Source organism: Achromobacter sp. 1014246743, assembly GCF_059760725.1.
In genome coordinates this window covers 24,675-46,480 of record NZ_JCBANA010000039.1, presented here as the reverse complement: position 1 = coordinate 46,480, position 21,806 = coordinate 24,675, and the positions used below count along the sequence as shown (strand labels likewise).

17 protein-coding genes are annotated in these 21,806 nt (G+C 69.0%); 9 read left to right on the top strand and 8 right to left on the bottom strand.

The annotated features are described in order from the left end of the window. Positions 1 to 41 precede the first annotated feature (41 nt). The 7 genes from fhuE to AC6LJ2_RS17510 all read left to right on the top strand — a co-directional run bounded on the left by fhuE (position 42) and on the right by AC6LJ2_RS17510 (position 10,807). The gene (gene fhuE, locus AC6LJ2_RS17540) at positions 42 to 2,363 is read left to right on the top strand and encodes a ferric-rhodotorulic acid/ferric-coprogen receptor FhuE (protein ID WP_498151829.1); all 2,322 of its coding nucleotides are present in this window, start codon (positions 42 to 44) and stop codon (positions 2,361 to 2,363) included. A gap of 153 nt (positions 2,364 to 2,516) precedes the next feature. After that, a complete protein-coding gene (locus tag AC6LJ2_RS17535) occupies positions 2,517 to 3,026 on the top strand; it encodes a sigma-70 family RNA polymerase sigma factor (protein ID WP_263910112.1) in 510 nt (169 codons plus the stop codon). Then, positions 3,023 to 4,036: a FecR domain-containing protein gene (locus tag AC6LJ2_RS17530; protein WP_498151820.1), complete on the top strand. Its 1,014-nt coding sequence runs from the start codon at positions 3,023 to 3,025 to the stop codon at positions 4,034 to 4,036. The genes AC6LJ2_RS17535 and AC6LJ2_RS17530 overlap by 4 nt, the downstream gene beginning before the upstream one ends. A gap of 109 nt (positions 4,037 to 4,145) precedes the next feature. After that, positions 4,146 to 6,617, top strand: coding sequence for a TonB-dependent siderophore receptor (locus AC6LJ2_RS17525; RefSeq protein ID WP_498151819.1), 2,472 nt, complete (start codon positions 4,146 to 4,148; stop codon positions 6,615 to 6,617). Between the two features lie 72 nt (positions 6,618 to 6,689). Further along, positions 6,690 to 7,211 (top strand): sigma-70 family RNA polymerase sigma factor, encoded by a 522-nt coding sequence (locus AC6LJ2_RS17520; RefSeq protein ID WP_498151818.1) that lies wholly within the window; start codon positions 6,690 to 6,692, stop codon positions 7,209 to 7,211. Beyond that, positions 7,208 to 8,161 carry a FecR domain-containing protein gene (locus AC6LJ2_RS17515; RefSeq protein ID WP_263910115.1) on the top strand — a complete coding sequence of 318 codons (954 nt, stop codon included), beginning with the start codon at positions 7,208 to 7,210 and terminating at the stop codon, positions 8,159 to 8,161. Before AC6LJ2_RS17520 ends, AC6LJ2_RS17515 begins: the two co-directional genes overlap by 4 nt. Before the next feature lie 183 nt (positions 8,162 to 8,344). Then, complete coding sequence (locus tag AC6LJ2_RS17510; RefSeq protein ID WP_498151817.1) at positions 8,345 to 10,807, top strand: TonB-dependent siderophore receptor; 2,463 nt, start codon at positions 8,345 to 8,347, stop codon at positions 10,805 to 10,807. A gap of 52 nt (positions 10,808 to 10,859) precedes the next feature. Here AC6LJ2_RS17510 and AC6LJ2_RS17505 read toward each other — a convergent pair whose 3' ends face one another. Genes AC6LJ2_RS17505 through acnA form a run of 3 tightly spaced genes read right to left on the bottom strand, consistent with a single transcriptional unit; the run spans position 10,860 to position 15,592 of the window. Continuing rightward, positions 10,860 to 11,915, bottom strand: a complete 1,056-nt coding sequence (locus AC6LJ2_RS17505; RefSeq protein ID WP_445657382.1) for a lactonase family protein — start codon at positions 11,913 to 11,915, stop codon at positions 10,860 to 10,862. A 50-nt stretch (positions 11,916 to 11,965) separates the two neighbouring features. Continuing rightward, a complete protein-coding gene (locus AC6LJ2_RS17500; protein ID WP_498151816.1) occupies positions 11,966 to 12,862 on the bottom strand; it encodes a GntR family transcriptional regulator in 897 nt (298 codons plus the stop codon). Positions 12,863 to 12,886: 24 nt separating this feature from the next. Next, entirely contained in the window at positions 12,887 to 15,592 is a 2,706-nt protein-coding gene (acnA, locus tag AC6LJ2_RS17495) for an aconitate hydratase AcnA (protein WP_498151815.1), read from the bottom strand. An 86-nt stretch (positions 15,593 to 15,678) separates the two neighbouring features. Here acnA and AC6LJ2_RS17490 point away from each other — a divergent pair, with 86 nt between their 5' ends. Further along, entirely contained in the window at positions 15,679 to 16,677 is a 999-nt protein-coding gene (locus AC6LJ2_RS17490; protein ID WP_445657380.1) for a Bug family tripartite tricarboxylate transporter substrate binding protein, read from the top strand. A 93-nt stretch (positions 16,678 to 16,770) separates the two neighbouring features. Here the strand turns inward: AC6LJ2_RS17490 and AC6LJ2_RS17485 are convergent, their stop codons facing one another. From AC6LJ2_RS17485 to AC6LJ2_RS17475, 3 genes are all read right to left on the bottom strand, one after another. Beyond that, on the bottom strand, positions 16,771 to 17,157 hold the full coding sequence (locus tag AC6LJ2_RS17485; RefSeq protein WP_498151814.1) for a helix-turn-helix domain-containing protein: 387 nt from the start codon (positions 17,155 to 17,157) through the stop codon (positions 16,771 to 16,773). A 288-nt stretch (positions 17,158 to 17,445) separates the two neighbouring features. Continuing rightward, positions 17,446 to 18,120: a 2OG-Fe(II) oxygenase gene (locus tag AC6LJ2_RS17480; protein WP_498151813.1), complete on the bottom strand. Its 675-nt coding sequence runs from the start codon at positions 18,118 to 18,120 to the stop codon at positions 17,446 to 17,448. Continuing rightward, positions 18,117 to 18,872: a DNA-3-methyladenine glycosylase family protein gene (locus AC6LJ2_RS17475; RefSeq protein WP_498151812.1), complete on the bottom strand. Its 756-nt coding sequence runs from the start codon at positions 18,870 to 18,872 to the stop codon at positions 18,117 to 18,119. The genes AC6LJ2_RS17480 and AC6LJ2_RS17475 overlap by 4 nt, the downstream gene beginning before the upstream one ends. A gap of 137 nt (positions 18,873 to 19,009) precedes the next feature. Between AC6LJ2_RS17475 and AC6LJ2_RS17470 the strand changes: the two genes are divergently transcribed. Next, positions 19,010 to 19,699, top strand: coding sequence for an HAD family hydrolase (locus tag AC6LJ2_RS17470; protein WP_263910127.1), 690 nt, complete (start codon positions 19,010 to 19,012; stop codon positions 19,697 to 19,699). A gap of 75 nt (positions 19,700 to 19,774) precedes the next feature. Here the strand turns inward: AC6LJ2_RS17470 and AC6LJ2_RS17465 are convergent, their stop codons facing one another. Then, positions 19,775 to 20,548 (bottom strand): SDR family oxidoreductase, encoded by a 774-nt coding sequence (locus AC6LJ2_RS17465; RefSeq protein WP_445657375.1) that lies wholly within the window; start codon positions 20,546 to 20,548, stop codon positions 19,775 to 19,777. Between the two features lie 174 nt (positions 20,549 to 20,722). Beyond that, on the bottom strand, positions 20,723 to 21,760 hold the full coding sequence (gene rtcA, locus AC6LJ2_RS17460; RefSeq protein ID WP_498151811.1) for an RNA 3'-terminal phosphate cyclase: 1,038 nt from the start codon (positions 21,758 to 21,760) through the stop codon (positions 20,723 to 20,725). Positions 21,761 to 21,806 lie beyond the last annotated feature (46 nt).

The following is a 21,806-nucleotide window of genomic DNA, read 5'->3' as shown; positions in this document are numbered from 1 at the left end:
CCACCCGTTTTGCCCTGTCTTCCCTGACGCTGTCGCTGGCCATGGCACTCGGTGCCAGCTCCGCCGTACAAGCCCAAACCCCACCCCAGGCCGTGGCGGTGGACATCGCCGCCATGCCGCTGGGCGATGCCTTGCTGCAATGGGCCGCGCAGACCCGCCAGCGCGTGTTCTACGCGCCCGAGGTGGTCGCGGGAGTGCGCAGCCCCGGCCTGCGCATGAGCGGCAGCCCCGAGCAATCGTTGGCCCGCCTGCTGCAAGGCACGGGCGTGGCCTATCGCTGGCAGGGCGACAGCATCATCCTGTCGCGCGACGGCGAGGTGGCCAGCCTGGCGCCGGTGACGGTGCTGGGCGCGCGCGATCCGGCCGTGACCGAGGGCACGGGGTCCTACACCACGCCGGCGACAGCGACCGCGACCGGGTTGTCGCTGTCGCTGCGCGAAACGCCGCAGTCGGTGTCGGTGGTGACGCGCCAGCGCATCGACGACCAGAACCTGCGGTCGCTGGACGAGGTGATGGGCAGTGTGGTGGGCATCCAGGTGGTGGCCGAAGACAGCGACCGCACCGATTTCTGGTCGCGCGGCTTCTACATCGACAACCTGCAGTACGACGGCGTGCCCACCACGATCGGCCTGTCGATGTACGGCGAATCCGACAACGACTCGATCATCTACGACCGCATCGAAGTGGTGCGCGGTGCCACGGGGCTGATGACCGGCGCGGGCAATCCGTCGGCGTCGATCAACCTGGTGCGCAAGCATGCCAACAGCCGTGAATTCACCGGCTCGATCAACACCGGGGTGGGCTCGTGGAACCAGTTCCGCAGTTCGGTGGACCTGAGCACGCCGCTGAACCAGGAAGGCACGGTGCGTGCACGCATGGTCGCGCTGTACCAGAAGAAGGATTCGTACATCGACCTGTACCACACCGACAAGAAGGTGTTCTACGGCGTGATCGATGCGGACCTGACGCCGTCCACCACGCTGAGCGTGGGCATGGATTCGCAGGACAAGCGGCCGCGCGGCACCACCTGGGGCAGCCTGCCGGTGGTGTTCAGCGACGGGACGCCGACCGATTGGCGCCGGTCCAGGACCACCGCGGCCGACTGGACCTATTGGCACACCACGCAGCGCACCACCTTTGCGTCGCTGTCGCATCGCTTTGACAATGACTGGGAAGCCAAGGCCGATTGGTCGCTGCGCAAAAGCAAGTACGACGCCAAGCTGCTGTACCTGTACGGCCAGCCGGACCGCGACACCGGCGAGGGCCTGGGGGCGTTGCCGGGTTACTGGAATTCGTATGCGCAGCAGACCTCGCTGAACCTGCAGGTCAAGGGGCCGTTCCAGCTGCTGGGCCGTCGCCACGAGCTGGTGCTGGGCGCCATGCGCAGCCGCTACAGCGAAGACTTCTACAGCTATGGCCGCGAGGGCGGGATGCCCGACACGGGCTCGTTCTACGACTGGGACGGCTCGTACGCGCAGCCCAACTGGACGACGACCACGCTGCGCGACACCATCACGCACCAGCGCGGCGCGTACGCCGCCGCGCGCTGGTCGCTGACCGACAGCCTGACGCTGATCACCGGCAGCCGCTATGCCACGTGGCAATCCCGCTCGCCGACCCGCGACCAGAAAGACTCGCGCCTGATTCCCTACGCGGGCGTCGTCTACGACATCAACAGCACCTATTCGGCCTACGCCAGCTATACCGACATCTTCCAGCCCCAGGATTACCGCGACCGCAGCGGCAACTACCTGGACCCGGTGCAAGGGCAGAACTACGAAGTGGGCGTCAAGGGCGAATACCTGGATGGCCGCCTCAATGCGTCGGTGGCGCTGTTCAAGGTGAAGGAAAGCAAGACCGGCGTGCCGGACCCGGGCTACCTGGTGCCGGGGTCCACCGACGGCGCCTACAAGACGGCCGATGGCGTCACCACCCGCGGTATTGAAATGGAAGTGACCGGCCAGCTGGCGCCGGGCTGGAACACGACGCTGGGCGGCACGTACTACACCAGCCGCGACGTGCACGGCGTGTCGGTCAACACCGAACGCCCGCGCGCGACCGCCATGCTGTTCACGACCTACCGCCTGCCGGGCGCCTGGAACAAGCTGACCGTCGGCGGCGGCGTCAACTGGCAGATCAGCACGTACAGCACCGTCGAACTGGACGAGGGCAGCGTGACCGCCAAGCAGAAGGCCACGGCGCTGTTCAACCTGATGGCGCGCTACGACTTCAATTCGCGCCTGTCGGCGCAGCTGAACGTGAACAACCTGTTCGACAAGAAGTACTACCTGGGCGGCGTGGCCAACCAGGTGTATTACGGCGAGCCGCGCAGCGTGTTCCTGAACCTGAAGGCGACGTTCTAGCGTCACGGGCGTCGGCCGTCGGGCATGCGACGGTCGAGGCTGCACGTTCCAGGCCGCAGCGGGGATCTGTTCAAGGCGGCCGGCCGGACTATAATGAGAATAGTTTCCATTACATTAACGTCTCTGGTGGCCCCGGCCGGGGGCCGGGCCGTCATGCACTCCACTTCCCTAGCGCCTCATGCCGAGGTGCAGTCCGTCTATCAGGCGCACCACTCCTGGCTGCGCACCGTGCTGCAACGCAAGCTGGGCAACGCGTCCGATGCCGCCGACGTGGCCCACGACACGTTCGAAAGGCTGATCCGCGCCAATGTCGCCCAGCCCCTGAGCGAGCCGCGCGCCTACCTGCGCACCATCGCCAACCGCCTGTTGATCGGGCGCGCGCGCCGTGCCGCGCTGGAAGCGGCCTATGCCGAATCCCTGGCCTTGCAACCGGCGGCGGTGGAGCCGTCGGTGGAGTCACGCGCCTTGATCCTGGAGGCGCTGGAACAGGTCTGCGAACTGCTGGATACCTTGCCCATGACCAGCCGCCGCATCTTCCTGATGGCGCAGATCGACGGCCTGTCCAACATCGAGATCGGCGAACGCCTGGGCCTGACGCCCAACGCCGTGCAGAAATCGCTGGCCCGAGCGCTGGTGCGTTGCTATGCGGCGGTCTACGGGTGAGCGGCCCGCTGGATAGCGTCCGTCTGCTCCGGCCGCTGGCGCCGGAAGCCGGCAAGCTCGACCCCAAGGTGATCCGCCAGGCGGCCGACTGGTGGGCGCGGCTGCGCGATGGCGCAACGCCCACCGAGCGCGATCGCTTCGAGCGCTGGCGCCAGGCGCAGCCCGCCCACGACCTGGCCTGGCAACGGCTGGGCGCGTTGACCCGGGGCGTGTCCCTGGGCGCCGAGCAGGCCGGCGCCGACGTCGCCTCGCGCACGCTGCAGCAGGCGCCGCTGATCCGCGCGCGGCGCAACGCCATCCGCTGGATGATGGCGGCGACCGGCGTCGGGCTGGGCGCCCGGGCCGTCAACGACCGCGAGGCCCTGCGCAAGCTGGCTGCCGACCTGCGCACCGGCACGGGTGAACGCCGCAGCGTGGTGCTGGCCGATGGCACTCGCGTCGAACTGAATGCCGGCAGCGCGGTGGACCTGCGCTACACGGATACGCGGCGCGAGCTGGTGCTGCGCGAAGGGGAAATCCTGGTGGCCACCGGGCAGGATCCGCGCGGCCGTCCCTTCACTGTGCGAACGCGCGCCGGCGTGCTGACGCCGGTGGGCACGCGCTTCCTGGTGCGCGACCTGGGCGCGGGACGCGTCCGCGTGGCCGTGCTGGAAGGGGCGGTGGATGTCGCGAACGGGCAGGCCGGCGCGGCGCCGCGGCGGGTGCCGGCGGGCGGGCAGGCCGAGTTTTCCGCTGCGGGCGACTTCGTGCCGGCGGCGCTGGCGCCGGGCGTCTCGGCCTGGCTGGACGGCATGCTGCTGGCCGATGCCATGCCGCTGGCCGACTTTCTGCGAGAACTGGGGCGTTACCGCCCTGGCGTGCTGCGCTGCGCGCCGGAGGCGGCGCATCTGCGGGTGGTGGGCGCGTTTCCGGTGGTGGACACGGACCAGGTGCTGTCGATGCTGCAGGACGTGCTGCCGGTACGGGTCCAGCGCTATACGCGCTACTGGGTCAACGTCCACCTGGCCTGACGCGATTGATTTGTAACCGCAACGGCGTGATCGGCGTTCTCACGCGTCATGTAGGGAAAGCAGCCCGCCAGACGGGCGGCGCCCATCCTTCGTGAACCAGGACTTCTTCATGCCTTGCCATTCCCTTTCCGCGGCCCGCGCCGCCAATGCCGCCCGCCGCGGCGTCCTGCCGCGCACGCGACTGTGCGTGGCGCTGTCGCTGGCCTTGCCGCTGGTGGTGGCGGTGTGGCCCGCCGCGTCCGTTCAGGCCCAGGCCGCGCCGGTCGCGCGCACGGTGTCCTTCGATGTGCCTGCCGGCCCGCTGGGCGCGGCGCTGGGCGCCTTCGGCATGCAGGCGGGCGTGATGGTGGCGTCCGACCCGGCCCTGACGCAGGGCGCGCGCACCGACGGCGTGTCGGGCGCCTATTCCGTGGATGCGGCGCTGGAGCGGCTGCTGGCAGGGACCGGGTTGCAGGCCGTGGCGCGTGGCGAGGGCGGCTATCGATTGCGCCAGGCGGGGACGGGCCAGGCGCAGACGCTGGCGCCGGTGACCGTGACCGGCAGCTATCAGGCCACCACCGATGGCACGGGGTCGTATACCTCGCCCGCGGCCACCATCGGCAAGACCACGCAGGCCTTGAAGGACATTCCCCAGTCCATCACCATCCTGACGCGCCAGCGCATGGACGACCAGGACATGACTAGCCTGCCGGACGCGATCAATAACACCACCGGCATGGTGGGCGTGCAAGGCGTGGGCCCGGGCATCGCGATCAACGCGCGCGGCTTTCCGGTGGACATGCTGCAGTACGACGGCGTGCCGCTCTTGCGCAACAACTACAGCCTGGGCAACTGGGAACAGGATTCGCTGGTGTTCTACGACCGCGTCGAGATCCTGCGCGGCGCGGCCGGCCTGCTGCAAGGGGCCGGCAGCCCGGGCGGCGCCGTCAACCTGGTGCGCAAGCGCGGCGGCGCGGAACCCTCGGTGGTGGTCACGGGCAAGGTCGGTTCGTGGGACCGCTATGGCCTGCAACTGGACGCCGGCAGCCCGTTGAACGCAGCCGGCACGCTGCGCGGCCGGGTGGTGCTGGACGATGACCGCAGCCATTCGTACACCGATTACGTGTGGGACAAGACCCGCAACCTGTACGCGGCGCTGGACTACGACATCAGCCCTGACACCACCGCCGGCATCGCGGTCAGCAACCGCTTCAGCCGCTCGCGGCCCATGTTCGTGGGCTTTCCGCGCTTTGCCGATGGCGGCGACATCGACCTGCCGCGTTCCACCTACACGGGGTCGACCTGGAACCGCGCCAAGAACGACCAGACCGTGTTTTACGCCGACCTGGAACACCGCTTCAACGAGGCCTGGCGTTTCAAGCTGGGCGGCGTTGCCATGAACGAGAAGAACACCACCGTGCACCAGCGCGTGGCCAATGCGGTGCAGCGCGACGGCAGCGGCTTGTCGTATGGCAATTTCGGCGTGGACTTCGACAGCAGGCAGCGCGGCCTGGACATGTCGGTCAGCGGCGATTTCACGGCGCTGGGCATGAAGCAGGAAGTCGTGCTGGGCGCGAACTATTCCAAGCTCACCACGCAAGACCGCTTCACGCGGGCCTGGAGCAATAGCGACGGCAATATCTTCGACATCGACCACGACCGGCCGTGGCAGGATATCGACAGCATCGCGGCCGCCAGCGGCTACGACAACCGCAGCGCCTACGACATCCGGCAGAAGGGCATCTACGGCACGTGGCGCGTCAAGCCCACCGAGTCGCTGTCGTTGATCGGCGGCGGCCGCGTGGGCTGGTATGACTTCACGTACCGGTCGGCCGGCGAGACCTCGGCCACGACGGAATCCGGCCGCTTCATTCCCTATGCCGGCATCGTCTACGCCCTGAGCCGCGACTGGTCGGTCTACACCAGCTATACGTCCGTGTTCGAGCCGCAGACCGATCGCAGCGTATCGGGCGCGTTGCTCAAGCCGGTGGAAGGCGCCAACTACGAGGCCGGCGTGAAGGGGGAGCTGGCCGATGGCCGCGTCAACGTGGCGCTGGCCGTGTTCCGCTACGACCACAAGAACCGCTCGGTGACCGACTACGACAACGGCTTTGCCTGCGATGGCTGGTATTGCTCGCGCGCGGCCGGCAAGGTGCGCAGCCAGGGCTTCGAAGCGGAAGTGTCGGGCGAGGTGATCCAGGGCCTGCAACTGTTCGCCGGCTACACCTACAACACCACCAAGTACCTGGAAGACCCGGACAACCAGGGCAAGATCTTCAACACGTGGACGCCCAAGCACATGCTGCGCCTGTGGGCCAACTACAAGCTGCCGGGTGACTGGAACCGCCTGAGCGTGGGCGCCGGCGTCAACACGCAGACGCATACGCTGAGTTCGGACCGCAAGTTCGCGCTGGCGGGCTTTTCCGTGTGGAATGCCCGCGTGGGGTACCAGGCCACGTCCGAGCTCAGCTTCGGCCTGAACCTGAACAACGTGTTCGACAAGAAGTACTACGTGCCGTCCTACAACACGATCAGCAGCAACAACTACTACGGCGAGCCCCGCAATGTGATGCTGACGGTGCGCTACGCGCCGAAACTGTAGCCCGGGGGCGGGGCGGCCGCGATGGAGTAAAATAATAATTATTCCCATTTAGATTCCATCGCGAGCCGCGCCGTGTCCTCGACCGACTCCCTGCCCAACGACGCTGTCACGCAGATCTACCGCGACCACCACGGCTGGCTGTCCGGGTGGCTGCGCAAGAAGCTTGGCAATTCCTTCGATGCCGCCGACCTGGCGCATGACACCTTCGTGCGCCTGATGGGGGCGCGCGTGCGCGAGGGCGGCGGGGCCGAACCGCGTGCGCTGCTGACGCACATCGCCAAGGGCCTGGTGGTGGATCACTGGCGCCGCCGCGCGCTGGAAGACGCCTACCAGGCGGCGGCCGCGCAGTTGCCGCCTTGCGAGGCGCCGTCGCCGGAAGTGCGGGCGCTGATCCTCGAAACCCTTTACGCCATCGACGCCACCCTGCGCACCTTGCCCGCCAAGACGCGCGAGATCTTCCTGGCTTCGCAATTCGACGGCATGGCCTATGCCGACATCGCGCGGGTGCAGCGCGTGTCGCTGGCCACGGTCAAGCGCCACATGCAGAAGGCGCTGATGGCCTGCCTGGTGGCCTATCACGCGAGCGCGGCATGACGGCGGCGCCGGACCGCGCACTGCTGGAGGAGGCCGCCGGCTGGCTGGTGCGGTTCCAGTCGGAAGCGCTGTCGGCGTCGGACCATGCCGCCTTTGAACGCTGGCGCGGCCGCAGCCCGGCGCACGCCGCGGCCTGGGCCCGCGCCCAGGACATGCTGCGCAGCTTCGGGCAGGTGCCGCCCGCCCTGGGGGCGCAGGCCTTGCGGGGGCTGGACCGGCCGGGGCGTCGCCAGGTGCTGCGCACCGTGGCGGGCCTGCTGGCGCTGGGGCCGGCCGCGTGGCTGGCCTGGCGCGAGCTGCCGTGGCGCGAGTGGGCGGCCGATGCGCGCACGGCCGCCGGAGAGCAGCGCCGCCTGCAACTGGCCGACGGCACGCAGCTGATCCTGAACACCGCCACGGCCGTGGACATCCTGTACACCGCGGATCAGCGCGTCGTCTGGCTGCGGGCCGGTGAAATCCTGCTGACCACCGGCAAGGACCCGTCGCCGGTGCACCGGCCGTTCATCGTGCGCACGGCGCAGGGCACGGTGCAGGCGCTGGGCACGCGCTTCCTGGTGCGCGACGAAGGCCGCCGCGTGCGCGTCGCGGTGTTCGAAGGCGCCGTGGATATCGGTCCGGCGGGCGGCGGCGCGCATCGCGTGCTGCAGGCCATGCAGCAGACGGTGTTCGATGCCGGGCACGTCGCCGCGGCCACCGACGCGGATGCCGCGCAGGCCTCGTGGGAGCACGGCATGCTGGCCGCGACCAACTGGCGCCTGGCCGATCTGGTGGACGAGCTGGCGCGCTATCGCCGCGGCTTTCTGCGCTGTGATCCGGCCGTGGCCGATCTGCGGGTGTCGGGCGCTTTTCCGCTGCACGACATCGACGCCGGCCTGCGCCTGCTGGAAAAGACGCTGCCGGTGCGGATCAGCCGGGTCACGCCCTACTGGGTCAGCGTTACGGCGCGTTGAAGCGGGGGCGCTGCAAGACCTCGCGGGGGACAGGCTGTCTGACGGCGCAGCAGGCCGATACCCCTGGCGGCCCGTTACAAATTGATCGCCGATTTCCTGACACTTTTTTCGCCTTCGTCCGGTGTACCGGGTGAATGATCGCGGCCCGGCCGCGACGCCCCGCCCCTAACGAAGGATCGTCACATGGTTTCCCGAAGCTCGCATCCCCAGTCCGTTTGCCGTCCCCCGGCCGCGTCATCGCCCGCGGTAAGCGCGGTGCGGGCCGTCAGCCTGGGGGTGGCGCTGCTGTTCGCGGCCACCGCGGCGCCGTCGGCGCGTGCGGCCGAGGCGGCCAGTGCGCCGGCCGGCAAGGCCTACGCCATTGGCGCCGGCCCCTTGGGCGACGTGCTGGCGCAATTTGCCGCGGCGGCGGGCGTGCCGCTGTCGTTCGACCCAGCCGTGCTGGCAGGGCAGCGCAGCAGCGGTTTGAATGGCGTCTACACGGTGCGCGACGGCTTCGCGCACCTGCTGGCCGGGTCCGGCTACGCGCTGGCCGAGCAAGGCGGCGGCGCCTATTCGCTGCGCAAGCTGCCGGCGCCGGAAGCGGGCGTGACGACCTTGCCCGCGGTGACCGTGGCCGCGGCGGGCGTGAACTCGTCGGCGTTGCCGGCCGAGTACACCGGCAACCAGGTGGCCCGCGGCGGCCGCGTGGGCCTGCTGGGCAACCAGGACGTGATGGATACGCCCTTCAGCGTCACCCACTACACGTCGGACCTGCTGGCCAACCGCCAGGCCGTCACCCTGGCCGATGCGCTGAACGTGGATTCCTCCGTGCGCTTCACCGGGCAGATCGGCGGCGTGACCGATTCGTTCTACATCCGCGGCTTTCCCATCGGCGAAGGCAACCTGGGCGAGATCGCCTTCGACGGCGTCTATGGCGTGGCGCCCAATTACCACGTGTTCACCGACTACATCGAACGCGTCGAAGTGCTGAAGGGCCCTGCGGCGCTGTTGTACGGCATGTCGCCCAACAGCGGCGTGGGCGGGGTGATCAATATGGTGCCCAAGCGCGCCTTGCCCGAGGACCTGACGCGCCTGTCGGCCGACTACGTGGGCTCGTCCCAGTTCGGCGGCCGGGTGGACCTGAGCCGGCGCTTCGGCAACGACGGCGAATGGGGGGTGCGCGTCAATGCCATGCACCGCCAGGGCGATACGCCGCTGGACAATCTGCATTCGCGCACCGACATCGGCGCCCTGTCGCTGGACTACCAGGGCACGCGGTTGCGGGCGACGCTGGACGTCTTGATGCAGAACGAAAAGGTCGACGCGCCGACGCGGCCCTTCCTGGTGGCCTCGGGCCTGCAGGTGCCGGGCGCACCGGACGGCCGCCGCAATGCGACCCAGCCCTGGGGCTGGTGGAAGTCCGAGGGGCAGTCGGCGCTCTTGCGCGTGGAATACGACATCAGCGACCGCCTGACGGTGTTCGCCGATGCGGGCGGCTCGGACACGTACGTGACGCGCCTGTCCGACCAGACGCCCACCATCGTCAACGCGGCCGGCGAAACGCTGGTGACGCCGAACAACTCCAAGTTCCAGATCGACCGCAGCACCTACAACGCAGGCCTGCGCGCCAAGCTGGATACGGGGCCGGTGCGCCACGCCATCAGTTTCATGGGCAGCCTGTACAGCGATCGCAACCTGCAGGCCAGCGTGCTGGGCACGCCGCTGTCGTCCAACATCTACCATCCCGTGACGCGCCCCGAGCAGTTCATTCCCGCGCCCGCCAACCTGCCCAAGGTGTCGTCGTCGGACCTGACCGGCTTTGCGCTGGCCGACACCATGAGCATCCTGGACGACCGCGCGCAATTGACGCTGGGCGTGCGCCAGCAGCGCATCGAGTCGCGCAACTTCAACGCCACCACGGGCGCGCGCACCCTCAGCTATGACGAAAGCGCCACCACGCCGCTGGCCGGCCTGGTCGTCAAGCCGTGGAGCAATGTGTCGCTGTATGCCAACTACATCGAAGGCCTGAGCAAGGGCGACGTGGCGCCGGCCACCGCCAGCAACGCGGGGCAGGTGTTCAAGCCCTACAAGGCCAAGCAGAAAGAGGTGGGCATCAAGGTCGACCTGGACAGCGCGATGCTGACCCTGAGCGCATTCGAGATCACCAAACCCAGCGGCCAGTTGACCGGCAACGTGTACGCCGCCGACAGCGAGCAGCGCAACCGCGGCCTGGAGCTGAACCTGTCGGGCGAGCCGTTGCGCGGCCTGCGCCTGTTGGGCGGCGTGACGCTGCTGGACGCGGAATTGACGCGCTCCAGCAATCGCGCCGTGCTGGGCAACCAGCCGGTGGGCGTGCCGCGTGTGATGGCGAACCTGAGCGCCGAATGGGATACGCCGTGGGTGGCGGGGCTGACGGTGACGGGCGGCGTGATTCACACCGGCAAGGAATACGTCAACCAGGCCAACACGCAATCGGTGCCGTCGTGGACCACCTTCGACCTGGGCGCGCGCTATGCGACGAAGATCCAGGGCAAGGACGTGACGCTGCGTGCCAACGTCGTCAACGTGTTCAACCGCGGCTACTGGTCGGGCGTGGCATCGTACGGCACGATCTCGCAAGGCGTGCCGCGCACGCTGATGCTGTCGGCGTCGATGGATTTCTAAGGGCGTCCGGGGCCTGCGAACAGGGCGGGCCTCGTGCCCCGCCCTTGAATGACTACGCCAGCCTGGGCGCGAACACCAGGCACACCGGGCTGCCGATCCGCTGCGTGCCGCCGTCATGGGCCAGCGTGCCGTCGTCGGGATGCACGCGAAAGCGTTCCAGCGTGTCGCTGTCTTCGTTCAGCGCGAAGAGAAAGCGGCCATCGGGCGCCAGCGTGAAAAATCTTGGCGTCCTGCCGTGCGTGGCGGCGTGCTGCACCGGGGCCAGTCGCCCGGTCTGCGCCTCCACACGGAACACCGCGATGCTGTCGTCGCCGCGGTTCGACACATACAGGTGGCGGCCGCGCGCGTCGATCGCGATGCCCGCGGCGCGGCTGTTGCCGGTGTACGTATCGGGCAACGAGGGCAGCACCTGGAAGGGGCGCAGCGCTTGTTCGTCCAACGCGTACGCCGTCACGGTGTTGTCCAGTTCGTTGATGACATAGGCCCACGGCGCCGAGGGATGAAACACGGCGTGCCGCGGGCCGGCGCCTTCGCGCGCAGTGGCGACATGAACCGCCGGATCGCCCACGCGGTCGTCGTGCAAGGCATGCAGGAACACGCGGTCCAGGCCCTTGTCGGGCACCATCACGTAGCGCCCGGTCGGGTCCACCAGGTTGTAGTGCGGCTTGGCGTGGGGCTGTTCCTTGCGGTGCGGGCCCGGCTCGCCCGGCATGGCGATCTGCTGCGCCACGGGTTCCAGGCTGCCGTCTGCGGCCACGGGCAGCACGGCCAGCGTGCCGCTCAGGTGGTTGGACACCATCAGGTAGCGGCCCGACGGCGCCAGCGCCAGATGCACGGGGTTCAGGCCGTCGCACGACTGGCTGCGCCAAAGCGTCAGCCGGCCGCTGCGCGCATCGCGTCGCAGCGTGCTGACTTCGCGGCGGTCGCCATGCACCGCATACAGCACGGGCAGCGACGGGTGCGGCAGCAGGTATGACGGGTTGACCAGATCGCCGACGACTTGCGTGAGCGTCAGCGCGCCGGTCTCCGGCGCATAGTCGAAGACGCTGATGCCATCGCCGCGGGCGTTGCGTTCGCGGGTGGTGCGGGAACCGATGTAGACGTGCATGGCCAGGGCCTGTTCCAGTAAGACAAGAAAAAGGCCATGCCAGGCAGGCCCTATGAAGCGAGGATGCCGCTGATGCGGGTCAGGTTGTCGAGCGTGCTGCGCAGGTGGGCGGCCAGCGCCTGGGCGGCCTCTTCGTTGCGCTCGCGTTCGAGCAGGTCGAGAATTTCCAGGTGCTGGTCGCAGTGCTGCTTGTAGCGGCTGCGGTCCTGCATCGAGCGGTACGACAGCAGCCGGCGCACGCGGTTGACGCGCTTGATGGTGTCGATGAAGAACGGATTGCCCGAGGCTTCGACCAGCGACTCATGAAAGCGCACGCCGCGGTCGTGCAACTGGTCGGCCGTGTCGGTGGCGATGCCGCCGTCCAGCAGGTGGCGTTCGGCGGCGCGGCAGCGTTCCAGCACGGGCTTGTCGATGCGAAAGCCGGGTTCCAGCAAGGCGGCCGGCTCCAGCGCCAGGCGCAGCCGGTACGACTGCAACAGGCTATCGGGCGTGGTCATCATCGACGAGAATTCCCAGCCGTAGCCCGGGCGCCGCTGCGCCCAGCCTTCCTGCGCCACGCGCGCCAGCAAGGCCTGGGTCTGCGCCTGGGTCAGCGCGTAGCGGCTGCGCAGCAGCGCTTCGCTGCACTGCATCGGCAGCTCGCCGCGCAGCAGTTCGTCGGCCAGCTGGAAATAGCGCTGCGTGACGATGTCGTCGGCGGTGGGCGGGGCCAGGTCCATGGGCGCCTGCGCCAGGGCGTCATAGGCATGCTGCAGGAAATACCCGCGGTTGGGCTTGCGCGCCACGATGCCGTGCTGCTCCAGGATGCCCAGCGCGTCATTGACCGGCGAACGCGACAGGCGCAGGCGATCCGCCAGTTTCTGGGCCGTGAGGTGGGCGCCGCCGGGCAGGCGGTCTTGCCGGATCAGCTCCAGGATCTTGCTTACGGTGTTGGTCTGCGCGCTCATGGGATGGCCCGGGTTGCGGGGGCCTCAGCTGCCTGGGCCCGGTTCGGCCGGCGCCTGTCCATGGGCGCCGAGGGTATCCGCTAGGATAGCGGGAATCACCCCGCCCATCCGCAACAGACGCAGTTCCAATTGGGTTTCCACGGCGGCCGTGGCGGTCAGCGGTTCCTGGCGGCCATCGGCGCGCAGCACGCGCACCGCGACGGCCTGGCGCGGCGCCAGGGCGTCGGCGGGGCAGTCGATGTCGATGCGGTCGCCGGGCTGGATATTCAGGGTCTGCGGCGTGACGCCCGCGGGCAGGCGCAGGGGCAGGATGCCCATGCCGATCAGGTTCGACCGGTGGATGCGTTCAAAGCTGACCGCCAGCACCGCGCGGATGCCCAGCAGCCGCTGGCCCTTGGCGGCCCAGTCGCGCGACGAGCCGGTGCCGAAACGTTCGCCGGCCAGCAGCACCACCGCGTCGCCGTCGCGCCGATAGCGGTCGGCGGCTTCCCAGATGGGTTCGAGGCGGCCGCTGGGGGCGTGCAGCGTATGGCCCACCGGGGCGCCAGGGCACAGCAGGTTGACCAGGCTCTTGCTGTAGAAGGCGGCGCGCATCATCACTTCCCAGTTGCCGCGGCGCGAGGCGAACACGTTCAGGTCGTCGCGGTCGTCGCCTTGCGCGACCAGGAAGTCGGCAATCAGGCTGCCTGGCGGAATCGCGCTGGCGGGCGACAGGTGGTCGGTGGTGACGTCGTCGCCCAGCACCAGCAGCGGCCAGGCAGCGTAGCGGCCCAGCTGGCTGGCGGGGCCGGCGGCGGCAAAGGGCGGGCGCCGCAGCGCCGTCGATGCCGGGTGCCATGGAAAGCGCGGCGTGTCGGGTGATTGCAGCGCCTGCCATTGCGGATTGGCGCTGGCTATCCGGAAGGCTCGGGCAAAGTCGTCGGCGCGCAGGCCCTGCGTCAGCGCGGCGTCGATCTCGGCGTCGTCGGGCCACAGGTCGCGCAAGTACACGGCGCGGCCGTCGGGCGCGACCTGCACCGGTTCGCGCGACAGATCACGTTCGGCATCGCCGGCCAGCGCAAAGGCGATGACCAGCGGCGGCGACATCAGAAAGCCCAGGTCCAGGTCGGGATGGATGCGGCCGGTGAAATTGCGGTTGCCGGACAGCACGGCCACCGGGTGGACGGCGCCGGCGGCCATGGCGTCCTGCACGATCTGGGGCAGCGGCCCCGAGTTGCCGATACAGGTCGTGCAGCCATAGCCGACGATGTCGAAGCCCACCGCGGCCAGGTCGTCCAGCAGGCCGGCCCGCGCCAGGTAGTCGGCGGCCGCGGGCGAGCCGGGGCCCAACGAAGTCTTGACCCAGGCCGGCACCGTCAGCCCGGCGCGGCGGGCCTTGCGCGCCAGCAGGCCGGCGGCGATCAACAGGCGCGGATCCGACGTGTTGGTGCAGCTGGTGATGGCGGCGATGGCGATGGCGTGGCGCGGCAAGGCGGGGGCTTGGGCGGATGTGGGCCTGGCGTCCGGCGTGGATGTGCGATCGGCCGGCGACACGGATTGCGGCGCGCTTTGCGCCTGGAAGTTCAACGCGGCCAGGATCTCGCGAGTCTGGCGGTACGGGTGCAGGTCCTGCGGCCGCTTGGGGCCGGCCACGTGCATCTGCACCTGGTCCAGCGCGATTTCGATCTCGCGGGTGTAGCGAGGGTGGGCCGCCGGGTCCAGCCCGATGCCCGCGCTGGCGGCATAGGCGCCCACCCGCGCGATGTGGGCCGCGTCGCGGCCGGTCTGGCGCAGGTAATCCAGCGTGGCGTCGTCGATAGGGAAATAGCCGGTGGTGGCGCCGTACTCGGGCGCCATATTGGCGACCACGCAGCGGCTGCCGGCTGACAGCGTCGCAACGCCGGCGCCGAAGAATTCGACGAATTCGCCCGACACCTGGATGGCGCGCAGGCGCTGCGTCACCGTCAGCGCCAGGTCGGTGGCGGTGACGCCCGGGCCCAGCTTCCCGGTCAGGCGCACGCCGATCACGTCGGGAATGCGCAGCAGGGTCGGCATGCCGAACATCACCGTCTGCGCCTCCAGGCCGCCCACGCCCCAGCCCAGCACGCCGATGCCGTTGATCATCGGCGTGTGGCTGTCGGTGCCGATCATCATGTCCGGGTGCAGCGCGCCCGCGTCATGGCACACGACGGTGGCCAGTTGCTCCAGGTTGATGGTGTGCATGATGCCGGTGCCGGGCGGATGGATGCGCACGTTCGACAAAGCCTTCGAGGCCCAGCGCAGGAAGCGGTAGCGCTCGGCATTGCGGCGCAGTTCCTGCGCCAGGTTCTGCGTGGCGGCATCGGGCTGCGCATAGGCCTGCACGGCCAGGGAATGATCCACCGAAACGTCCACCGGCAGCACCGGGTTGAGCACACGCGGGTCTACCCCGGCCTCGTCCAGCGCATCGCGCATGGCGGCGATGTCGACCAGGGCGGGCGTGCTGGTGGTGTCGTGCATCAGCACGCGGCCGGGCTGGAACGCGATCTCGGCTTCGCTGGTGCCGTGCGCCAGCCAGGCCATCAGCGCGGCCACGGCCTCGTCGCGCTCAATGCCCTGCATGTTGCGCAGCGCGTTTTCCAGCAGCAGGCGCAGCACCACCGGCAGGCGGTGGTAGTCGGGGCCGACCGTCGCGGCCAGGTCGATATGGGTGTAGGCCACGCCATCCAGCGTGAAGCCGGTGCGGCGCGGCGAGGCATTGGTGTTTTCCATAGCTGCCAGTTTTGCATATTGAATGCATAAAATGCAATTAAGGAAAAACCCGGCCGCCACGACGCAGGCCACCCAGGAGACTGACCATGACCCTCATCCGTACGCTTGCCGCCAGCGCGGCCCTGACCTTGGCAGCCGCCACGCCGCTGCATGCCGCAGATGCCCCCCCGCCCGGCGTCGGCAGCGGCCGGCCCATTACGCTGATCGTGCCGTTCGCCGCGGGCGGCGGCGTCGATGGCATGGGCCGTCTGCTGGCCGAACGCCTGCGCGCCGAACTGCCGCAGGGCGTGGTGGTGGAAAACAAGCCGGGCGCCAGCGGCATGCTGGGCGCGCAGACGGTGGTGCGCTCAGTGCCCGACGGCACGACCTTGCTGCTGGGCTCGGCCGGCGAAACCGCCATCAATCCGCTGGTGTTCAAGGGCAAGATGCAGTACCAGCCCGAACGCGACCTGGCGCCGATCGCGCTGGTGGCGCGCGTGCCCAACGTGCTGGTGGCCAGCCCCAAGCTGCCGGTCGCCACGGTGCAGGAACTGGTGGCCTATGGCCGCGCCAACCCGGACCGCCTGACCTACGCCACCAGCGGCGTCGGCAACCCCCAGCACCTGAACGGCGAACTGCTGCAATCGCTGGCCGGCATCAAGATGGTCCACGTGCCGTACAAGGGCGCGTCGGCGCAACTGGTGGATGTGGCCGCGGGCAGTGTCGACCTGACCTTCGTGAGCCTGGCGGGCGCGCTGCCGTTCATCAAGAGCGGCAAGGTCAAGCCGCTGGCCGTCACGTCGGCCAAGCGGGCCTCGTTTGCGCCCGACATTCCTGCCGTGGCCGAATACGCACCGCTCAAGGATTACGCGCTGGAAAACTGGTTCGGCATTTTCGTGCCGGCCGCCACGCCCGTCGCGGTCCGCCAGCAACTCGCCGCCGCCATCGACCGTTGCCTGCGCGATGAAAAACTGGTGGCCAGCCTGCGCGAACTGGGCGGCGAGGTGCAGCCGATGTCGCCGGACGCGTTCCGCGATTTCATCCAGGCCCAGACCGCCGTGTTCGCCAAGGTCGTGGCGGACGGGCATATCACGGCGGAGAATTGATAGTCTCGTGCGCACGTGTCTTGCGGGAGTGCAGCCAGCCGAGCCGCGTGGGCTGGGGTAAGCCGTCCCAATCGCCGTACACCCCGATCGTCGTCATGACTTGCGGCCTCGAGGGCGGGTGGGTGGGGGCTGCAGCAGCGCCGCCAAGTCTTGCGCCGTGACGCCCTGCGTGGCGTCGGGTTGCCGTTGCGAATAGGCGGCGATGCGCGTCGTCGGTTCGGCCAGTGTCGACGCGGTGTGGTCCGCGGGATGGGCGAGCTGTATATCGGGTGGTGTGCTGCCTTGCCGGATCAGACGGGCATCCTGAAGCTGACGGCCCAGCGCGTCGCGGGCGGCCATGTGTTGCAGGTCTTGCTCAAGGCCCAGCACCTGCATCACGGCAAGGTAGGCGCCAATGGTGGCGCCCGGGCCGCCGGCTTCGAGCGACCGCAGGGTGGTCGGCGACATGCCGGCGCGTTCCGCCACCTGCTTGGCAGTCAATTTGCGCCGCAAGCGCGCAAGCTTGAGCCGCTCGCCGAATTCGCGAGCAATTGGTTGGTTGCGGGAAGAAGAGGGGCAGTGCGTTGAGCCATATAAACAGTATTTTTACGCTATTCACGTGAAAACACCAGAATATTGCCATTTATAGGACTGAATCCGCATCAATTCCGGCTTAGGCCCAATTTTCCGAAAAAACATCAATATTTTGATGTTAAAGACATAAAAAAGTTTAAATATTGACGTTTTAAGGGTCAAAGACGGTGTGGCCGCCCTGCCAGGTGGCGCGTGTCACAGCGGCCCCAACGGCAGTTCCAGCCCCACCCGCACCCCGCTGCGCACGCGGCTGATGGCGTGGCGCAAGGTCGCGCGGTAGTCGCCCTGCGCGCCGCGAATGGGGCGGTGCGCGGCGGCGATCAGGGCGGCGTCGCCCAGGGCCAGCGGCAGCACCAGGGGGCGCGATTGCTGGCGGGGGCGTTGCTCGGTCATGACGAATTCGCCGCCCGTGAAGTCGTGGCCCGGGGCAGTCAGCAGGGCGACCAGCCGCAGCGGAAAGGCCGATTCATCGGCGTCGTATTCCAAGGGATGGGAATCGCCTTCGCGCAGGCGGTGGATCACGGCGGCGTTCGGCAGTGCCAGCGGCAGGCTGTGCGTGTCGCGCCCCAGCCGCTGCGCCCAGGTCCGCGCCAGTGATTCAAGCCGCGCATGCAGCGCCGCCTGCAATCCTGCCAGCGCCATGGGCAAGGGTGCGCCGAGCGAGGCGCGTTCGCCTTGCCCGGCGAGGGTGGGCAAGCGGTGGATGCCGCCGGCCTTGTCGTTGCCCTTTGGGTCGTCGAGCCGCTGCGCTAATTCCCGCGCCTGGGCTGGCGTAAACAGCGCGGGCAATAGTGCCCAGCCTTCGGCATCCAGCGCCTGTTCGATGCGCGCCCAGTCGTAGCGATCCAGGCCCTGAGCCACCGCGCTCATGCGGCCTGCGGCATTGGCGATGCCGGCATGCGCCACAGATACCATGCCGCGATGGTGCGATAGGGGCTGAAGGCCTCGCCGATCGTGCGCATCCGGGCGGGCGAGGGCGCCTTGTCCAGCCGCTTCAGGCGGCGGTAGCCCTCGCGCACGCCGTAGTCGTCCACCGGCAGGATGTCCATGCGCTCCAGCGTGTAGATCAGCAGCATTTCCACCGTCCAGCGGCCTACCCCGCGCAGCGCCACCAGGCGTTCGATCAGCGCATCGTCCGTCATCGCCAGCGCTTCGTCGCGGCCGGGAATGACGCCGTCCAGCGCCGCCTGGGCGATGCCGCGGATGGTGGCCAGCTTCGAGGCCGAAAAGCCGCAGTCGCGCTGCGCCTGCGGGTCGGTGCCCAGCAGTGCGGCGGGCGGCGGAAACGTCTGGCCAGGGTACAGCGCCAGGAATCGCCCCAGGATCGCGTCGCCGGCGCGCGCATGCAGTTGCTGGTAGGCGATGGCGCGCACCAGCGCCTGGTAAGGGTCGCGCGCCGGCCGCGACTCGTGGCGGCACGGGCCGATGGCGGCGACGTGGCGGGCCCAGTCGTCGTCCAAAGAGGCCAGGTGTTTGGCGGCGCGTCTGTACAGGGCGGTGGGCGGCGGCGGAATCGGGGGCGCTGCGGCGGCAACGGCCGGGGGAGCCTCGCGGGCGGAGTGGCGGGCAGGCTTGCGCGGCGAGGCCGCGGGGGCGGTGGGATCGGATTTCGGTGGCGTCATGGACGACGGGGCGTGGCAGGGGGAAGGACAGCATAGCGGCCCATGCGGGAATTGGCACTCCGGTGCTTGCGGTCGCGACCCGCTGCTGCGGTGCAGTATGCTCTAGGGCTTCCCGGACTCTTCCCCTGCTGCCCGCAATGACTGATTTTCCCTTTGACGCCGTGCTGTTCGACTGCGACGGCGTGCTGGTCGATTCCGAACCCATCACCGCCCGCGTCCTGACCGAAATGCTCAACGAGCTGGGCTGGGCGATCACGTTCGAAGAGGCCACCCGCATCTTCACCGGCAAGGCCGTGCGCGACGAGCTGCCCCTGATTCAATCGAAGACCGGCGTGGCGCTGTCGCCCGACTGGTTCGCGCAGTTCCGCGAGCGCCGCAATGGCGCCCTGGACCGCGAACTGCTTGAAATTCCCGGCGCGCCGGATGCGGTGCGGGCCCTGCACCAGACGCTGGACGGCCGTATCGCCGTGGCGTCGGGTGCCGACCGTCGCAAGGTTGAATTGCAGCTGGCCAAGGTCGGCATCGCCGACTGCTTTGGCGAGCGGGTCTTCAGCGGCCACGAAATGCCGCGCAGCAAGCCCTTTCCCGACGTCTACCTGGCGGCTGCCAGCGCGCTGGGCGTGGACCCGACGCGTTGCGCGGTGGTCGAAGACACCATCACCGGCGCCACGGCCGGCGTTGCCGCAGGCGCCACGGTGTTCGGCTATAGCCCCGACGGCAACGGCCACAGCAGCGCCGAGGCCCTGCGGGGCGTGGGCGTGGCGCACGTGTTCACCGACATGAAGCAATTGCCGGCCCTCTTGGCCGGCTGGGCCGCGGCGCGCTGAAACGCCGGCTGAAAACGTGGCGGCCCGTCCGGTCAGGGCGGGACCGCCATGTCGGGACCGATCTGCCCGTCAGGCTCAACGGGCGTACTGCTCGCCGCCGTCCAGGTCGATGACCGTGCCGCTCAGGTAGCCCGCCCGGGGCGAGGCGCCAAACACCACCATGTCCGCCACTTCCTCGGCTTCCATCAGGCGGCCGAAGGGCAGGTCGGACAGGGTTTCTTCCCAACGCGATTCGTCGCCCCAGCGCGCCTGTGCACGTTGCCTGGCCAGCGTCAGCACGCGGTCGGTGCGCGTGCGCGACGGATTCACGCCGAAGACGCGTACGCCGTGGCGCGGCGCATCGCCACCCAGGGCGCGGGTGAAGGCAATCAACGAGGCGTTGGCGGCTGCGCCACAGATGTAGTCGGCGCGCGGGGCCGACCCGGCCATGCCGATGACATTGGCGATGACGCCCGTGCCGGCCTGCCGCATCAGCGGGTAGTAGTGGCGGGCCAGGTCGATGTAGCCGTGCACCTTCAGTTCCCACCCTGCGCGCCAGCGAGCATCCTCCACCTGGTCCAGCGCGCCGCCGGGTACCGCGCCGGCATTGTTGACCAGAATGTCGACCGCTCCCGCTTCATCGAGCACGCGCGCCGCCGCGCCTGCTTGCGCCAGGTCCAGCGCCAGCGTGCGCGCGGACGTGCCCGTCTGCGCCTGGATCGCCTGGGCCGCGGCCTGCAGCGCCGCACCGTCGCGCGCGACCAATATCGGCTCGGCGCCTTCCCGCGCGAACGCCATGGCGCACGCCAGGCCGATGCCCTTGGACGCGCCTGTCACCAGCACGCGCTTGCCTTGCAGCTGCAAATCCATCCGAAGCTCCTCGCGGTCGCGCCCGCCGACGACATGCCGGGGCGCTGTGGGAAATCGACCCGGGCAACCCGGTGTCGTACAGCGCAGTTGTAAACCAGATGCCTGCGGCCGAACAGCCGTGGCCGATATCAGGCAACGGCCCGCCTGCATTCCGAACGACGTTAGCGCCGGCATTCAAGCCGGCGAGATATCGACGCGATGCCCGCCCGCCTGCGCGGCATGGCGAATGGCCACGGGCAGGAAGCGTTCGATCACCGACGCATTCGTGTTGGTGTGCCCCGTGATCTCGGAACAGGTGAAATACGCCGGCGTGCCGCTGTCGTGCACCGCCAGCGCCAGCAGCAACAGCCATTGGTCGGCCAGGTGCGGCCCCAGTGCCGCGTCGCTGGCAAGATACGCGCCGACCTCGCGCGCCAGCGTGCCGGCCACCGTTTCCGCATGGACGCCCTTGGCGCCGTATGCCGTGAAAACCTCGGTGACCTCGGCATGCGCCAGCGTGGCGGTCAGGGCATTGCCCGGGCCTTCGTTCTGGTGCGAGGCGGCGACAAGCAACTGGTCCTGCGTCCAGCCCAGTTGCTCGGCCAGTACGTCCAGTTCGCGCCGCGCGATGGCGCGCGGCAGGCCGGCCACGATGCATTCCGCGGACAGGTTTTGCACCGCGCCGCGCTGCGCGATATCCACGGGGACCAAGCCCTTCACCGGGGGCGTAATCTCGGCCGTCACCGCACCGCCGCCCGCCGGATAGAAGCCGCGGCGGCGCAGGTCCAGCGTCAACCCCGCGCCCAGCCGGCGCGCCAGCGGCGCATAGGCGCGCGCCAGGAAATCGAACGACGGCGCCAGCGGGTTATGCGTGCCGCCCTGCAATTCCAGGCGGCTGGGACCGTCGGCCCGCAGCAGCGCCGGCAGCACGGTCTGCAAGACCAGCATGCAGCTGCCGGCGCTGGCGATCGCGTAGCGGTAATCGCCCGCGCGTATCGGGCCCGGCGTGAAGCGCAACTGCTGCGAGCCGAGTTCGGCGCCTTCGCACTCGGCGCCGCTGATCTGCATCGCCGCCTGCACGCAGGCCAGATGCTGGCGCATCAGGCCGGGCTTGGAACGCCTGGCGCGGATGCGCTCGATGCGCAGCGGCACGCCGGTAATCATGGAAAGCGCGAGCGCGGTGCGCAGCACCTGCCCGCCGCCTTCTCCTTCGGAACCATCCAGTTCAATCATTGCCATTCTTCTTGTTCAACGTCTTGTTCAACCGGGCTGGTTCAGC

Coding starts and splice junctions, on each gene's coding strand:
- fhuE (WP_498151829.1), top strand. CDS start 42: ATGGCACTCGGTGCCAGCTCCGCCGTACAAGCCCAAACCCCACCCCAG.
- AC6LJ2_RS17535 (WP_263910112.1), top strand. CDS start 2,517: ATGCACTCCACTTCCCTAGCGCCTCATGCCGAGGTGCAGTCCGTCTAT.
- AC6LJ2_RS17525 (WP_498151819.1), top strand. CDS start 4,146: ATGCCTTGCCATTCCCTTTCCGCGGCCCGCGCCGCCAATGCCGCCCGC.
- AC6LJ2_RS17515 (WP_263910115.1), top strand. CDS start 7,208: ATGACGGCGGCGCCGGACCGCGCACTGCTGGAGGAGGCCGCCGGCTGG.
- AC6LJ2_RS17510 (WP_498151817.1), top strand. CDS start 8,345: ATGGTTTCCCGAAGCTCGCATCCCCAGTCCGTTTGCCGTCCCCCGGCC.
- AC6LJ2_RS17505 (WP_445657382.1), bottom strand. CDS start 11,915: ATGCACGTCTACATCGGTTCCCGCACCACCCGCGAACGCAACGCCCGC.
- AC6LJ2_RS17500 (WP_498151816.1), bottom strand. CDS start 12,862: ATGAGCGCGCAGACCAACACCGTAAGCAAGATCCTGGAGCTGATCCGG.
- acnA (WP_498151815.1), bottom strand. CDS start 15,592: ATGGAAAACACCAATGCCTCGCCGCGCCGCACCGGCTTCACGCTGGAT.
- AC6LJ2_RS17490 (WP_445657380.1), top strand. CDS start 15,679: ATGACCCTCATCCGTACGCTTGCCGCCAGCGCGGCCCTGACCTTGGCA.
- AC6LJ2_RS17480 (WP_498151813.1), bottom strand. CDS start 18,120: ATGAGCGCGGTGGCTCAGGGCCTGGATCGCTACGACTGGGCGCGCATC.
- AC6LJ2_RS17475 (WP_498151812.1), bottom strand. CDS start 18,872: ATGACGCCACCGAAATCCGATCCCACCGCCCCCGCGGCCTCGCCGCGC.
- AC6LJ2_RS17470 (WP_263910127.1), top strand. CDS start 19,010: ATGACTGATTTTCCCTTTGACGCCGTGCTGTTCGACTGCGACGGCGTG.
- AC6LJ2_RS17465 (WP_445657375.1), bottom strand. CDS start 20,548: ATGGATTTGCAGCTGCAAGGCAAGCGCGTGCTGGTGACAGGCGCGTCC.
- rtcA (WP_498151811.1), bottom strand. CDS start 21,760: ATGATTGAACTGGATGGTTCCGAAGGAGAAGGCGGCGGGCAGGTGCTG.